Source organism: Diplocloster agilis (genome assembly GCF_019042275.1).
GTDB lineage: Bacteria > Bacillota > Clostridia > Lachnospirales > Lachnospiraceae > Diplocloster > Diplocloster agilis.
The window spans coordinates 1-16249 of record NZ_JAHQCW010000035.1 but is presented as its reverse complement, the minus strand read 5'-3'; the positions used below and the strand labels follow the sequence as shown (position 1 = coordinate 16249).

10 protein-coding genes, 1 tRNA gene and 1 pseudogene are annotated in these 16249 nt (G+C 49.0%); 3 read left to right on the top strand and 9 right to left on the bottom strand.

Annotated elements, in window-relative coordinates; translation table 11 throughout:
- Positions 1 to 16: 16 nt before the first annotated feature.
- Both KTH89_RS18015 and KTH89_RS18010 read right to left on the bottom strand, forming a co-directional pair.
- Complete coding sequence (locus tag KTH89_RS18015; protein WP_238722601.1) at positions 17 to 733, bottom strand: ATP-binding protein; 717 nt, start codon at positions 731 to 733, stop codon at positions 17 to 19.
- Positions 734 to 931: 198 nt separating this feature from the next.
- Entirely contained in the window at positions 932 to 4294 is a 3363-nt protein-coding gene (locus KTH89_RS18010) for a DUF5107 domain-containing protein (RefSeq protein WP_238722600.1), read from the bottom strand.
- Between the two features lie 332 nt (positions 4295 to 4626).
- Between KTH89_RS18010 and KTH89_RS18005 the strand changes: the two genes are divergently transcribed.
- Together KTH89_RS18005 and KTH89_RS18000 are read left to right on the top strand one after the other, a co-directional pair.
- On the top strand, positions 4627 to 5478 hold the full coding sequence (locus tag KTH89_RS18005) for a helix-turn-helix domain-containing protein (protein WP_238722599.1): 852 nt from the start codon (positions 4627 to 4629) through the stop codon (positions 5476 to 5478).
- Positions 5479 to 5640: 162 nt separating this feature from the next.
- Positions 5641 to 5713, top strand: a tRNA-Lys gene (locus KTH89_RS18000).
- Between the two features lie 79 nt (positions 5714 to 5792).
- Here the strand turns inward: KTH89_RS18000 and KTH89_RS17995 are convergent.
- The gene (locus KTH89_RS17995; RefSeq protein WP_238722597.1) at positions 5793 to 6689 is read right to left on the bottom strand and encodes a tyrosine-type recombinase/integrase; all 897 of its coding nucleotides are present in this window, start codon (positions 6687 to 6689) and stop codon (positions 5793 to 5795) included.
- Positions 6690 to 7010: 321 nt separating this feature from the next.
- Here KTH89_RS17995 and KTH89_RS17990 point away from each other — a divergent pair, with 321 nt between their 5' ends.
- The gene (locus KTH89_RS17990) at positions 7011 to 7952 is read left to right on the top strand and encodes a KilA-N domain-containing protein (RefSeq protein WP_238722596.1); all 942 of its coding nucleotides are present in this window, start codon (positions 7011 to 7013) and stop codon (positions 7950 to 7952) included.
- Here the strand turns inward: KTH89_RS17990 and KTH89_RS17985 are convergent.
- The 6 genes and pseudogenes from KTH89_RS17985 to KTH89_RS17960 form a co-directional block, all read right to left on the bottom strand.
- Positions 7914 to 8600: pseudogene (locus KTH89_RS17985) on the bottom strand (substrate-binding domain-containing protein); the annotation flags it as partial. The gene KTH89_RS17990 and the pseudogene KTH89_RS17985 sit on opposite strands and share 39 nt — an antisense overlap.
- A gap of 289 nt (positions 8601 to 8889) precedes the next feature.
- Complete coding sequence (locus KTH89_RS17980; protein WP_158346615.1) at positions 8890 to 9894, bottom strand: ABC transporter permease; 1005 nt, start codon at positions 9892 to 9894, stop codon at positions 8890 to 8892.
- A 22-nt stretch (positions 9895 to 9916) separates the two neighbouring features.
- Positions 9917 to 11440 (bottom strand): sugar ABC transporter ATP-binding protein, encoded by a 1524-nt coding sequence (locus KTH89_RS17975; RefSeq protein ID WP_238722595.1) that lies wholly within the window; start codon positions 11438 to 11440, stop codon positions 9917 to 9919.
- 183 nt (positions 11441 to 11623) lie between these two features.
- A complete protein-coding gene (locus KTH89_RS17970; protein ID WP_158346618.1) occupies positions 11624 to 13081 on the bottom strand; it encodes an ATP-binding cassette domain-containing protein in 1458 nt (485 codons plus the stop codon).
- Positions 13078 to 14112: a sensor histidine kinase gene (locus KTH89_RS17965; RefSeq protein ID WP_238722594.1), complete on the bottom strand. Its 1035-nt coding sequence runs from the start codon at positions 14110 to 14112 to the stop codon at positions 13078 to 13080. The genes KTH89_RS17970 and KTH89_RS17965 overlap by 4 nt, the downstream gene beginning before the upstream one ends.
- Positions 14113 to 14123: 11 nt before the next feature.
- A complete protein-coding gene (locus tag KTH89_RS17960) occupies positions 14124 to 15734 on the bottom strand; it encodes a response regulator (RefSeq protein ID WP_238722593.1) in 1611 nt (536 codons plus the stop codon).
- Positions 15735 to 16249 lie beyond the last annotated feature (515 nt).

The window sequence follows — 16249 nt, the reverse complement described above, 5'->3', positions numbered from 1 at the left end:
TATTTCCGCCATCTTTCTATTCCTCCAAAATATTTCCATCCACAGACATGGTGATGATTCTCCATGGGATGAACCGGCCGCTGTCCTGCAGCGCCTTTTTTACCGCCTGCTCGATTCCGCCGCAGCAGGGTACCTCCATTCTTACGACTGTGACGCTTTTTATTTCATTTCCTTTTATGATCTGCGCGAGCTTTTCACTGTAATCCACGGAATCCAGTTTCGGGCAGCCGATCAGGGTGACCTTTCCCTTCATGAATTCCCTGTGAAAATTACCATAGGCGTAAGCCGAACAGTCCGCAGCGACCAGCAGATGCGCCCGGTCAAAATACGGAGCCTGCATGGGCGCCAGCTGAATCTGAACCGGCCATTGCCTGAGTTCCGTGTCCGCTGCTTTTTCCGCCGCCCCGGGGGCCGGATTTCCTTCCGGCCCTGACAGACTCCTGGCTCTGGAACCCGGACAGCCTGTGAATGATGGGACCGGGTCCCTGCGCTTTGTTTTCCTCATATTATTTTCCACCGCCTCCCTGTTATAACCGGCAGCTTCTCTTTCCTCAAAGGAAATCGCCCCGGTAGGGCAGACCGGCAGGCAGTCCCCCAGACCGTCGCAGTAATCATCCCGAAGCAGCTTTGCCCTGCCGTCTACCATCCCAATGGCTCCTTCATGGCAGGCGTCCGCGCACAGGCCGCAGCCATTACATTTTTCCTCATCGATGTGAATAATTTTTCTGATCATATTTGTTACCTCCTGTAGTAAAATTCTCTTTCTGGATTCAGTTTAAGCTATGAGGGTAAATATGTCTGTTGTTTTTACAACCAAATCGCAAATGGACATGTCCCAGACCGAATCGGACATGTCCCAAACTGAATCGGACATGTCCCAAACTGAATTGGACATGTCCCAAACTGAATTGGACATGTCCCAAATTGTATATTATGACCAGCTGCTATGGATCAGCGCCCCCACATGCATGCCGTCCAGCGCCAGCACTTTTTGAAATTCCGCGCCGGCCTCCTTCTCCTGACCCAGGCCCAATAATCCGAGTCCCATCAGGAACCGGCAGTGGATCTCGTTTTTCCGGTTCAGGTCCTCATCAAAGATCTGAAGATCCGGAAGGCTGACCGCGAAATAATCTATTTTGACATCGTCGAAGATATGCTTTTGCCCATAATCCAGCAGTTTGTGGAATCTGCTTCGGGCTTCCTTTTCCCTGTTAAGCTTACGAAGGGCCATCCCCTGATAAAAGATCATTTCCGGCGGCTGGTCATTGTAATACATCATGCCGGCAGGCTCGCTGATTCCCACCGCGGCCTTTTGGAAACAGACAGCCGCTTTGTCGGGCTGATCCGCCCCCTCGTACGCGCAGCCCAGATAATAGTATATGTTGTTCTCCTGCGCGCCGGCCAGTTTTCCTTCTCCCAGGTTATACGGGTAGGAGCCGGCAGCCTGCTTGAGAACTTTTATAGCCGCTTCACAATCACCCTGGCGCAGATACTTCTTGCCGGTCTCCACCAGACTGAACAGATACTGCGCGGGTACCTTGCCTTCGCCGCCTTCCCACGGGTGGAAGTTCCTGCGGCTTATGTACTGCAGCGCCTCTTCGAACCGGCCGCAGGCGTTTAGAAGGGTTGCGTACTCCAGATACAGGTCATCTCTGATCTCCACTAATTCCATGTGGTTCTGCAATTCTTTCAGCCGCTCTTCTTTGGACATGCCCATCTTTTTACGCAGCTGGTCCAATTCCATGAAGACTCTGGCGTCGGTGGTGTCCAGTTGGAACGCCTTCTCAAGCTCTGTTCTCGCTCTTTTTGCGTCGTGGAGCTTATTATAGCAGGCAAGCGCCAGATTCCTGTGCACGGTAGCGAAGTCATCACAGATCGCCGCAGAACGCTCAAAACAGCTGATGGCGTCGCCGTACTGCTTTTTATCATACCATAGGTTCCCCAGATAATACGCAGCGCGGGAATCTTCGGGGTTTTTCGCAATCGCCCCGGTCAGGATGCCTATGTCCTCCAGCCGGTGCGGGAAACAATAACTGCTGTCCGCCGAAGCCGCCCGCCGAAGCGCCGTCTCCTGGGCTTTTGATTGGTTCAGTTTCCCGTAGCAGCCCGCTACATAGTAGTACACTAACGGATAAATCTCATCTTCCTTTTTCCCTTTCTGCATTTCTCCGGAAATAAACAGCTCTAACCATTCCGCAGCTTCCCGGTACAAGCCCGCTTCCACTTTATCGATTGCCAGTTCGATTGCTGTGTTGAAGTTGCCGCGCAGCCTTCGGACCGCTTCCTGTAACAGGTCTTTACCGCAGGGAACATCTGAATTTTGTATCTTGTCTTGTAACAGGGCTTCTTCATAGACCGTTCCAAGATCCAGCGGATCGATCTGCTCGTTTTCCTTCAGCAGATTGCCGCACGCTTCCCATTTTTCTAATTTTCTTAATAGGGAAGCTTTTAAATTTCTGGCCTTCATATTATGATAGTTCCGCACCAAGGACCGCTCCACATGGGACAGTGCGGTTTCCAGGTCATCTCCCGCCGTACAGATACAGGCCATCTGGTAATAAGCGGCATCCTGCCATGCAGCGCTCCAGGCCGCTTTATAAAAACGGTCATACGCCTCCGCATCTTTCCCCATGTAGCGCAGCGCCAGGCCCAGCTGGAAATAGGCTTCCCCGTCATAGGGATTCGGATTCGACCGGGTCAGTTTGCTGATGGCCGCCTCAAAAAACGGGACACTTTCCGCGAACCGCCCTCTGGACATCAACAGCTTTCCGTAGGCGGTGTTGATGCGGGAGTCGGTCGGGTCTCTGCGAAGCCCCTCCAGATAATAGTCCGCGGGTTCATAGGTCGCATGCCGGTATTGTTCCAGGTGCAGGCCATAGAGATAGAGATCTTCATTGGTCTTTACCTCCTCAGGCAGCGGCACCGGGCTGGCCGGGTCGGGAGTCTTGTGGATCGTCTGTTTTTCCGGCCTGTAGGCGACCAATCTGTTTCCGTCCTGATCCAGAACCGTTACTTCCAGACGGGTCTCGTCTTCAACAGGATCTGCGTCCTTCCCGATCTTTGCCTCAAACGCCTGCTCCGGCGACAGGTCCAGCGCCTTGCTAAAGAGGATTTCCTCATCCCTGGTTAACCGGATCTCTGCCTTCGGGTATTCTCCTGTCACATAGGCTCTAATGGTAATTCCTTCCTCATCCTCTTCCAGACCGACAGCCGCTTGAACCGTGGCGTTTTTGATCTGTCCCACACCTTTATAAGGCATAAAATATTGGGTAAATACCTTTTCTTCATAGGGGGCCATCCAAGTGAAGTCCGGCTGGTTATCCGTAAAGCATCCGGTCATCAGCTCCACATAGGGGCCGTCTTCGTCCGTCAGATTCCGGTCCCAGGCTTTTCCGAACTCTCCGCATCCCCAGGTCCACTGTTTCTTTCCCGGTGCCACATGGTGGTCGGCCACATGTAAAATGCCCGCCTTCTCCTGATAGTCATAGCCGCCTACAAAATCATAGTCCGAATGATCCGCCATATAGGAAGTAGGCACCGGAATATTTTTATATCTGGAAATGTCAACGCCTTCCGAATAGTCCATTTTATAATAAACGCCGGTTGCGATGGGGAAATTGGACACATCTCTTTTTCCGTGATCCATCACCGCGTGAACATCGGGCGGAAAAATAGACTGGGTATGATCATTAACCGGTACGGCCGGATTCGCCCACCACAGGAAGGTCTGCGGCCGGTTGGTGCGGTTATATAACTGCGCGGATATTTCCAGGTACGCCTTGTCAGGATGCAGGGTAAACGCCGCCATCCCCTTTGTGCGGAACATATTTTCTATCTCTCCCACCAGAACCGTGCAGCTGCCGTCGGAATTTTCCATAATCCGAAAATCCACCGGATCAAACGTGCTGGGTCTGTGATGCTGCGGCCAGTTGAATTCGATCCCGCCGGAGATCCATGGCCCGGTTAGCCCCACCAATGCCGGTTTGATTACATGATTATAATATACGAAATCATAATTGTTGGTCTTGTCCGTGGCTCTCTGGATTCTTCCGCCCAGCTCCGGCAGAACCATAATTTTCAGATATTTGTTTTCCAAATATACCGCATGATAGGTCTTATTCACTTTCTCGTCGTAAATTTTGTCAATGACACTGTGGGGATATACCTTACCGGAGCTCCCCTGATATACCCGTTTTTCCAAAAACATGGGGTTCTTATCCGGTTTCCCCACTTCATAGGTAGGAATTTCAATATCCTGCTCCCAGACCTGAACTTTTTTCTCCCATACATCCATGGTGATTCCTCCTTGCAAATTTATTATAAACCCTGATATAATGCAATTATATAAGAGGGGCGGATAAAATACATTCTTTTAACCTGCTCACTTATTTCGAATTCTTGCTCTGCTAATATTTTAAATCAATTCATATTCATGCGATAGAATAACTAGCAGTCTGTTCTTCAAATCCTTGTGCGCAGAGTACCTGATATTCGCGTCAGGTGTGCGATTGCGAAGCGACGGCGCAGCGGGTCCTACGGTTAGCTTCGCAATCGTGCACCTGGCGTGAATAGCGGGTGCTATATGCACAAGGACTTGGAGAAAGGACTACCAGGGGAGGTGTTCCCATGAAATGCATGGAACCAGGAGTTTTGGAATGCTCGGATTATTATTTCAGCACGCCCAGCGGAATCGCCAAAAAACTATTTTTTTATGGAATCTGCTGCGGAGAATTCAGCTGTAAAGTGCCCTATCATGTCAACCGGGACAGCTATAACAGTTATCTGTTAATCCAGATCTTAGACGGGAGCCTGACCGTTAAGCTCCCCGGAGAGAAGCGCTATGAAACGGCGGAAACAGGCGAACTTGTTTGGATCAACTGTTACCAGCATCATGAGTATTTTACGAAGCGGGATGTCCGGTTCCGTTTTATTCATTTTGACGGCAACGCATCCGGGGATTTTTACCGGGAAATCCTGCATTCCGGCGGGACTATCTTGCGTCCGGCGGATATCGGCCCTTACGATGAGGCGTTTTGCCGCCTGGTCTGCCATTACCGGAAAGAAAAGCTTCTGACCGAGTGCGAAATTTCCCTGCTGCTTCATACCCTGCTGGCGCTTCCCTTTCAAATGTCCGGCGCTGCCGCCGACGCCGGCCAGGACCGGCAGATGATTCAGCAAATATTGGATTATATCAAGGATCACTATATGGAGGATCTGGACGTGGCGGCCCTGGCCGGCACCGTGAATTTAAGTATCTACTATTTCTCAAGGATGTTCAAAAAGGAGACCGGCTATTCGCCTTATGAATACCTGATGCACTACCGGCTGGACCGGGCCAAGAGGCTTTTGAAGAATTCGGCTATGACCATACGGGAGGTTGGATTTACCACCGGTTTTAAAAGTGAATCGAATTTTGTCGCCTGTTTCCACAAGAATGAAGGGATGTCCCCGGGAAAATTTCGGAAGCTTCCGTTCTAGACGCGCCTTTATGCAACTTACAATTTTATTGTATTTACTTTGGAAATTTACGAAGAAACATAATATTTCAAATTTTTTAAAAAAGTTGGAAAAAAAGCTTGCTTTTTAAAAAACTTTCATATATAATAACTTTTGCGTTGCAAATAATATTTTCTTAAATTTGCGCTGCTAGCTCATTTGGTAGAGCACCTGACTCTTAATCAGGGTGTGCAGGGTTCGAGCCCCTGGCGGCGCATCGAGGTACTGTTTTTGTAGTCACAGAGCTACGGGGACGGTACTTTTTTTGTCCCCGGAAACCACTGTTTTTGAAAAAATCAGTTTTCCCCAAAGAACACTTTATCCAGGTGGGATATGTTCATTTTGGAGACTATAATCTGGTTGGCGTGATGCAGATACACACGGGTAGTTTCTATGTCCTCATGGCCCATTAAAAGCATCAGCTTATATATATCAATCTGACCGGTTTTTTCATACTGATCGATGCAGTAATTCGTCGCAAAGTTATGACGAAGTTTGTGAGAAGAAAACTCGAAAGGAAGTTTCCGCTGGATACTAAACATCATGTGTTTCACCGCATTACAGGTAAGCTCTTTCCCTGTGCGGCTGACAAAGAGCCGGATCGAATCATAGGGACACAGATTTAGATAATCTTGTATGTAGTGCGCAGACAGGGAGCCAAGCGGAACAATACGTTCTTTACTTCCTTTCCCGAAGACTTTTACCATGCGATCTGCAAGAGAGATATCACACCGTTTTATGGTACAGACTTCATTTTGCCGCAAGCCTGAATCCAACATAACCGAAACAATCGCCTTATTTCGAGCGGTAAGCCAAGGAGACTCTACCTTGATCGTTTTAAAAATAAGGAATATTTCATCATCGCTGTATATCCGCAAAAGCTTCTTTGGTGTACGCGGAATGACTATTTCCCGGGCAGAGAAGGATAAGCCGTACTTTTTCTCAATCCACCGGAGAAACACCTTTAAATTCCGAATATACGTTGCCAGAGTAGCCCTTGAGATCGGTTTGTCGTATAACATCGAAATATAGCGGTTTACACGTTCCTGTGTAAGATCGGACAAGCTGGTTTGAGAGCCTATGAAGTTGACAAATGAATGAATAAACAGATCATAATTGTATAACGATTTATCAGCAAGACCGGCCAATCGCTTGGCGGACATAAAGTTTTCAAAGATTTCCTGAAGCTCCATATCATACCTCATAAGCACTTTCAAATATCGTCATTTTCCTACTGTCATCCCAAACCTGATAATCAACTACTGTAACGTGATGCACATCCTGAACCAAACCGTATGTCATAAGTCTTTGGTAACATATTTTGTTTAGAAGTAAGACATAAAGCATATTATTTGGTATAATTAAAAAACTGAGATAGACGGATATTGCAAAGTATGAAGGACTTCTTGAGATTATGGTAAACGCACGGCTTACCTTTTATTCTATCATTAAAACGCTGGATAGAGACCGCTAAAAACTTAATTATATATCAAGGATTAGAAAGGATTATCTATATGGTAAAAAAAGCAATCAAAGAAACGATTCATGCCAAAGGTATTGATATTGGTATTTATACGACAGATTTTGAAAATGAATTTATTTCATTAACAGATATTGCGAAATTCCGAAATGAGGATGATCCTAGATTTGTTATTCAAAACTGGATGAGGAATCGGAATACGATCGAATTTCTTGCTGTATGGGAGGAATTACATAATCCGGATTTTAACCGTGTGCAATTCGAGGCGGTTAAAACTGAAGCAGGCCTAAATCGTTTTGTCATGACTCCAGCAAAATGGATTGAACAAATGAATGCAATTGGTATTATTTCAAAAGCCGGCCGTTATGGCGGAACCTTTGCTCATAGCGATATCGCAATGTCGTTTGCGACCTGGATTTCTCCGGAATTTCAGCTATTTATTATGAAAGATTACAGGCGTTTAAAGTTTGATGAAAACAGTCGTCTATCTCTGAACTGGAACTTGAATAGAGAGATAGCAAAACTGAATTATCGAATTCACACTGATACAATTAAAGAAAATGGTGGCAGTTTCAATACCAGTTACACACAGGCCGAGGGCCTGCGCCGGCATCCGTTAAGCGAACCCATTTCCGGTTCCCTTTCGTATACCAGCGCTGGCCCCCGGCCTGTGTGCTTTTTATTCCATAGGAAAGTGCGCCTATGGAATAAAAAGCCCTTCGGGGGATCGCACTGCGGCGGGAAGGAAGATGCCGCTTACACGGCCCGCCGCAGGCGAAGAGTTTCGCAAGCGAAACTCTTTTATAATTATAAATTACTGAATAGAGTCTTTGGTCAATACCGATACTCCCGTATCTACATTAGTCTCGGGAATAGGCTCGCCTTTTACTGCGGCTACCGCTGCATCCATACCCATTTTTCCCATAACATCGGGATTCTGAGCCATGCAGGCTACCAGAGAACCATCTTTGATTAAGCCAAGGATCGCATCGGATTTATCAAATCCTACGCCGATCACACCGCCGCCTGCTCCTTTGATGGCGTTGCCGGTACCAACTGTGGCGCCTTCATTGCATCCGAAAATGCCTACGCAGCCGTCTGTGATATAGTTGTCGGCGATATCCTGGGATTTTGCGGCATCGCCCTCACCGTACTGGGTCTCAAGGATTTCATAGGGGGTTCCTTCAAAAGCTTCCCGGAAACCGGCCTCACGGTTTGCGGTTGAATCGGTGGATGCGCTGATGTTTACGATACCGATTTTGCCTTCTTCTTTACCGGCTGCTTTTAATGCCTTTAACATTTCTTCTCCGGCAGTCTTGCCAGCCGCTTTGTTATCGGTGGAAAAGGTTGCCATCGCTTCCGTATTGGCGGGGGAATCTACATATATGATCTTCACGCCCTGGGACTTAGCGTCTTCCAGAACCGCGGTGATCGCATCGGGGCCGTTAGCCGCGATCATGATCGCATCCGCGCCGTCGGCTACCGCATTGTTCACACGCTCGATCTGCTGCGCGTCGTCTTTTTTGTCCGGCGCCATCCACTTGTAGTCTACATTGCCAAGTTTTTCCGCTTCTTCTTTTGCGCCTTTGTCAACCGAAACCCAATGCTGGTCGGAACTGTCCATAGTTATCAGGATAACTTTTACCTTTTCACCTGAGTCTGCAGTTTTTTCCGCATCGTCTGCGGCTGGGGCAGCTGTCTCTTTTGCAGCGGCGTCATCCGCGGCGGGCGCGGCAGCCTCCTCACTCTTCTGACCGCATCCGGATACCATGGCGGCAATCATCCCCACGCATAACAGCACTGATAATAATTTTCGTTTCATATTTGAAACCTCCCTTTTCGTTTTATAATCAAAGCACTCTGTGCTTTAATCACCCGATAGACACCACATCAAATGAACCACTAATGAACCGCTAGTTTGCTTTTTTTCTCGGTTTTCTTCCCGTCCGGATGATTACATCCAGCAGTACGGAAACGATAACAATAAACCCAATCACTACATTTCTCATGCCCACGGGCGCCCCGACGAACTGAAGCCCGTTCTGCAGTACGCCCCAGATAGACGCGCCGATCACAGTACCAAACAGTAATCCCTGACCGCCCAGAGTGGATACACCGCCGATTACGGAAGCGGCGACTGCGTACATTTCATACATATTACCAGCATCCATGGTACCCATACCGGCTGTCGCGCAGGTGATCAATCCGACCACGCAGGCGCAGAAGGAACTGACCAGATATACTTTTAGCACGGCCGCAAATACGTTGACGCCGGATAGCTTGGCGGCCTCTATATTACTTCCGACCGCGTAGGTGTGACGGCCGGTCCTGGTCCTGCTCAGTATAAAGTTAAAGATCAGGAACAGTATGATGGCAATCCATACCGGATTATATATTCCCAGGGTTTTTCCGTAATAGAAGAAATCCCGGAATCCCTGCGCAGCGTCGCCGATGGCGTCTGTGTTATAGTTGTTATTCACAATCTGGGCAATACCTCTGGCCACGGTCATGGTACCCAGGGTAGCAATGAAAGGCGGCAGATTAAACTTTGCGACTAACGTCCCGTTGACTACTCCCACCACCAGGCAGGCCGCCAGGGTTATGATAACCGCCAGCCAGGGATTCAGCCCTCTGGTCATCAGGGTAGCGGATATCATCGTGCTCATTCCGATGACGGAACCGATGGATAAGTCAATGTTCCCGGTAATCAGCACAAAGGACTGTCCGATCCCCACCAGCAGGATAGGCGCCACCTGGCGAAGCAGGTTGGTCACATTGCGGCCCGAAAAGAACGTGGGGCTTAAGATCCCGAATACAATACACAATATAATCAGGCCGATGGTTACGGTTATGACCTGCCCGATCCCGCGGATGGCCATAAAACTTTTAAAAAAACTATTTTTCTCTTTCTTTTCCATTGTTTTTATCTCCTTAGCTCCTCTAATTTTGTGACGCAGCATCACTTTCTATTTTTTTATCAAATCTGGTGGCATATTTCAGAATCATATCCTGGGTGGCTGTCTCTCTGCCTAATTCTCCGGTGACCCGTCCGTCGCACATAACGATAATACGGTCACTGACTCCCATAACCTCCGGCATTTCCGAGGATACGAATAAGACGCCGATTCCCTGCTGTTTTAATTGATTCATCAGATTATAAATTTCAACCTTTGCCGCTACGTCAATTCCTCTTGTCGGCTCATCGAAAATAACTACTCTGGAATTTCTGGCCAGCCATTTGGCCACTACTACTTTCTGCTGGTTTCCTCCGGAAAGTGTCGCCGCGTTTACTTCCGCATTCGGCAGTTTGATTTTCAGATCCACTACCGCTTTTTCTGTCATCGCGCGCTCTTTCTTACGGTTCACCACACCGCCTTTGTTGCACAGGATATCCAGGTTCGGAAGGGCGATGTTCTCCCGGATGCTGAGCTTGGTGCACAGGCCGTCCTTTTTCCGGTCCTCCGGCGCAAGCACTATCCCGGCCTTGATGGCGTCCATAGGATTGTGTATGGTCACCGGCTTCCCGTCCAGGATAATTTCCCCGCTCTCCTTCGGGTCCACGCCAAAGATTGCCCTGGTGGTCTCCGTCCGGCCCGCGCCCATTAGTCCGGCGATTCCGACGATCTCTCCCTCGTACAGCTCCATATTTACATTCCGGACCATCTTTCCGGCGTTTAATCCCTTGACTTCAAAGATCTTTTTTCCCCGCGCGCACTGTACCCGCGGGAATTTCTCTTTGATCTCGCGGCCAACCATCAGGGAAATGATTTCTTCCAGGTTCGTGTCCGCGAAGTTCATATCCGTGATATATTTTCCATCCCTCATAATGGTTACCCGGTCAACAATGTGCTGCAGCTCTTCCAGCCGGTGGGAAATATAGACAATTCCGCACCCCTGCGCTTTCAGCTTTTGAATAATACCGAATAAATCATCAATCTCTTTGGAGGTCAGCGCGGATGTAGGTTCATCCATAATCAGGATTTTCGCGTTGGTGGCCAGCGCTTTCGCGATCTCCACCATCTGCTGCTTGGACACCTGCAGGTCCCCCACGATCGTGTTGGGATCGATATCGATATTTAACCGTTCCAGTACCTCCCGGGCCTTTTTGCACATCTGCCGGTTTGCCAGCACTCCTGTATGTATCTCTTCCCGTCCCAGGAATATGTTCTCCGCCACAGACAAATGCGCGCACATATTCAATTCCTGGTGAATAATAGCCACTCCTAATTCCTGCGCCAGCTTCGGCGTCATATCACCCTGGGGTTTGCCGAAGATTTTCACTTCGCCGCTGTCCCTTGTGTATACCCCGCTCAGCACTTTCATCAATGTGGATTTCCCGGCTCCGTTTTCACCCAGCAGCGCCATGACTTCTCCCGACCGCAGATTGAAGGAGACATCGTCCAGGGCTTTTACACCAGGGAACGTCTTACTCACATGGTTAATCTCGACTATATAATCCTGCATTCTTCCATCACCCGACCTTACACTTTCTCTTGTTCTGTGTAAACAGTATAGCAAACAGCCCCTTGATCCGTAAGGGGGATGGATTTTGAATTATAGGGCTTTTCTTCTGGTATTCTTGTTCTACATGTACAATATTGCCAAATGTAGTTGTGATTTTTTGGTAGATTTTCACATTTAGAAATGTTAGAGAACGGTTGCGTCCTGGCTAAAATGATAGAACTGGGACCGGTCGTATTCCTGTCTTAATTTCCCGTTTTCCACCTGGAGCATCCGGTCGGCTGCCATCAGGGAATCCGAAAAACTGGTCGCCAGGATGACCACCGCGATGCCCTTCTTTTTCAGCTGCCGCAGCAGCAGGATGATCTGGGAACGCAGCGGCATATCCGCGTCCGCGAATGGCTGGACGCAGAATAAGATCTTCGGGCGGTAGACGTGAACCCGGTAATAGACGAGCTTGTAGAGGGAACTAAGACTTAATTCGGTAATGTCTTTGGCGTGGATGTCCGGTCCTATGAGCGGTTCATACTCTTTGCCGACACTTTTTTGGACTTTCCGGTCGGACCATATCCCCTGCGTCTTCTCTCCCAACAGAAAACATAGATTTTCAATGTAACTCATATCCTCGAACAGCATACCGGGCACCGGATACTGGCCGATGAAGGCAACTCCCTCCCGCAGAGCTTCCCTGGAGGAATTCACCTGGTAGGATTTCTCATCCACGCAGACCTCTCCGGATTCCACACTCATTTCGCCGTTCATAATCCGGACGATATCATCCATCACCGTCCGGTCCATATCCAATAGGATCACGCACTCCCCTTTTTCAACGTGGAAGCTTAAGCCGTCCATAGTATCCGTCACCACATCCCGGAAACGCAGTACGCCTTTTCCCTCTTTATAGGGAATCTCTTCCCGGTGGAAGGCGTCCACATAATACGGCTTGATGAATTCCCTGCGAAACTTGGAATTTTCCAAGACTTTTAGAATTTTACCATTTTCCATCAGGGAGATCCGGTCACATATTTTGAACCCCTCCTCATGGTGGTTGCAGACATATAAAAAGGAGACTCCCTGAGCGGTATAATGCCGCAGCAGTCTCTGGAATTTTGCCAGATCGGCCGTGCTGATAAAGTTGCTGATATCTTTCACCACGATCAGCTTCACGCCCATGGTCACCGCCTTTAAGAGTTCCACGGCGCATTTTTCAAAGGGAGACAGATCCTCCACCAGGGTTCTTCCGTCAATCCGGATTCCCAGCCCGTCCATCAGCCTTCTAAGCTGCCGGTTCAGCACATGGGAATTGATGATATATTTCCGGAAACCTCTGCGCAGTACAAATACATTATCCGCCACAGACAGGTCTTTTACCAGCTTGGTGGGATCCTCGATCACATAAACCTTATTCCGCGTATACGAACTATGGGCGTAATTATTGACCAGCTCCTCATGAAAATAAATCCGCCCGTAAAGGATCGGCAGATTCTGGCTAATCAGTTCAATTAAACTCTCCTGTCCATAACCGTTTAAGCTGATGACTCCCATGATCTCCCCGCGGAAAATATGCAGGTTCAGATTATCCAGAAGTACCACGTCATCCACTACCCGGGTTACGTTCTCGAGTCTTAGAATTTCTTCTCTCATAGAACTTCCTTCATCATATCTTTCTTAATCAGGGGCAATGTGATCTCCACATCCGTCCCCACGTTCCTGGTGCTGTAAATACAGATGCCGTATTCTTCCCCGAACAGCAGCTTGATCCGGCTGTTTACATTCACAATGGCGATGCCGCCCTTGGCGTCGGTGTACGCCTTGACGTTGTCTATGGAACTGCTGTTTAATTTTAAGTTCAGTTCATCCAGGTACTCCCGCTCGATCCCAAGCCCGTCGTCCGACACGGTAATAATCAGACGCTTCGGAGTGGTCTCGATCTTGATTTCCAGGGTTCCCCTGCCGATCTTCCGCTCGATCCCATGGAAGATAGAATTTTCCACGATCGGCTGCAGCGTCAGTTTAGGAAGCCGGTACTGCATCGCTTCCTCCTCTTCTTCCGTCCGGTCTTCGATATGCAAAGACAGCCGTTCACCGAAGCGGTACTGCTGGATAATATAGTAATTCCTCACGTTTTTCAGCTCATCCTCCAGCGTCACCAGATGCTCCACGTTGGAAATGGTGTAGCGGAAGAAGGTAGCCAGGGCTTCCGTCATTTTTGCCACATGCTCCAGCCCCGCGTTCATGGTCTCGCCCCGGATTCCCTCCAGCGTATTGTACAGGAAATGGGGATTGATCTGGTTCTGCAGCGCCAGATATTGCGCCTGTTTCTTAGAAGCGCTGATCAGCTCGTCGGTTTTGATCATATCCCTGAATTTGTCCATAGCCTGGGATGTCTCCGGGTTCATGTCCACCCGTTGGTCAAATACCCCTTCAAAGAGGTAGCCGGTCACGAAAAGGTGCAGCACCTTGGCATTCTCCTTATAAGGGCGGTACAGCCAGTTCAGACAGATATATCCCCAGGCAAAGCTTAAGATCCAGGAAAGGATCGCAGGGATCACGAACACACTGTCCCGCAGCGCGGCGAAAGACAGCGCGGTCAGCAGCAGCAGGAGGATCGCTGCCAGGCCGGCGGACATGAATTTCATGCGGTAAGACAGGTAATGGGTCGGCTTCTTTTTCATATGGACATCTCCTACGAGTACAGTTTCCGGTACTCACCCGGCTTGATGCCGGCAGCCTTCTTAAAGCTCTTGGTAAAATGCTTCAAATCGTTGTAACCGACCGCTTCACAGACAGCCGCGATGCTCATATTCGTCTCCTTCAGAAGATCCTTCGCGCGGTTCATGCGGATCTCAGACAAATACTCCACAAAATTACTGCCCGTCTCTTTTTTGAAAAGCGAGCTGAAATAGGTCGCGTTGAATCCCGCCACACTGCTCACATCGTCCAGCGTAATGGACTTCATATAATTCTGCTGTATGTATTGTTTCGCCTGCCGGATGGGCCTTATATTTTCCTCCTGCTTATCCTTTAAGATGGAATCCATGGATTCGGATATCAGATCGGATAAATACCGGAAGATTTCGTCCGGTTTGCCGCACCGGAGCGCGTATTTTTCAAATTTCTCCGGTATTCCCGCGTTCGAAAACGGAAGCTGGTTCTTTTTCACCAGCATCACGTAAGTGTTACAGGCTTCCATTACTACAGCGATAATATCGACTCCGTTTATTTCAGGGATCGATCCCACCGACTCCTCAAGCTGCGAGACCGTTCTCAACACCGCGTCCTTATTCAGGACCTCCAGCGCCTGATCCATGGCTTTGTTAAAGGCTGACAGCAGAACGTCCGTATGCTCTTTCTGATCATGAATCTCCACATGATCGATCAGCCGTCCGGTCCCCTCCACCAGCCGTTCCGCAGCTGCCCGGCAGGCATTTTCATAGGATTCGGCTATGCCGCCGATACGGTCCGCCGCATCTCCCGCACCGATCGTAAATTCCACATACCCAAACGCGCTCTTTTGCACGCTCAGCTCATCCAGCACTTCTTTTAGCTGCTTTCTGATCTGTTTCTTATGGGCCGGGTCGTAATTCAGCAGATAATAGCTGCTGTTTTCCAGTCCGAAATGCTCCATATCGAAGCATTCATTTCCAAGCAGCCGGTTCATAATCTGAACGACCTTCTCTTCCAGCACCTTAATGCTGCTGTCATACTGTTCATCCACGCCACAGTCATATTTTACGACAACGACCTGGAAACAGCCCTCCCGAAAGTGATAATGGTAATCTTCGTTCACCTTCTCAAGAGTCAGGCTCTCCATATCGTGTTTTTGCATCACTTCCATAAATAAATTGGCCCTCAGCCTATCGATATCGCTTTGCAGCCGCATTTTCAGACGTTCTTCCTTGCTGATCCGCTCGGTTCGAAGCTTATGTTTTTCCGCTATCTGTTCCAGTGTATGGGTCAATTCTTCCTTCTTAATCGGTTTGAGCAGATAGTCGCCGACTCCGTATTTGATCGCATGCTGCGCGTATTCAAAATGCCGGTAGCCGCTGATAATGATAAATTCCAGTGTGTCGCTGACCGCCTTGGAACGTTCGATCAATTCCAGCCCGTCGTACCCCGGCATCCGGATATCCGTAATCATCAGATCGGGTTTTAACGACTCCACCATTTCCAAAGCTTCCAGTCCGTTATGGGCGATCCCGGCCACTTCCATTCCCAGCGCCTGCCAGTCGATCAGCCCATATATAAGCTGGCATACTTTATCCTCATCATCCGCGATGACAACTCTTAACAGCATCCATTTTACCCCTTTTTATTAGAATCACCCAAAAAATTTTATTGCAAAATTTTCCAAAAACCAATTATTGTAAAACTTCTTTACTAATTTATTGTATTGGGATTTTTTCTAATTGTCAACTTAATATAAAGGTATATTTGCGGGATGCAGGCTGCCTGCGGCAGCCGCCCAATTCGGATGTCTCCGCGAAAAGGGAAAGGATCTGTCGTACTAACTTCGCGCTCTTCCTGGGGGCTTCGGATGCCGCTGCTTACAGCTTGGAACCGCAGGCGGTATCCGGGGACGCTCCGGGCGGCCGGGACTTTTGTATCTCCCTGGGGGCTTCGGTTGTCCGCTGCTTACGGCTTGGAACCGCGGGCGGTATATGGGGACGCTCCGGGCGGCCGGGTTCTTTTGTATCTCCCTGGGAGTGCATGGGGCGGCTGTGAATACGCTTAGTGAAATCGGAAAGCCGGGTTCAGGATGCACGGCGGACTTCACGTCCGACGGGCAAGAGCCTCTGAACCGGGAACACA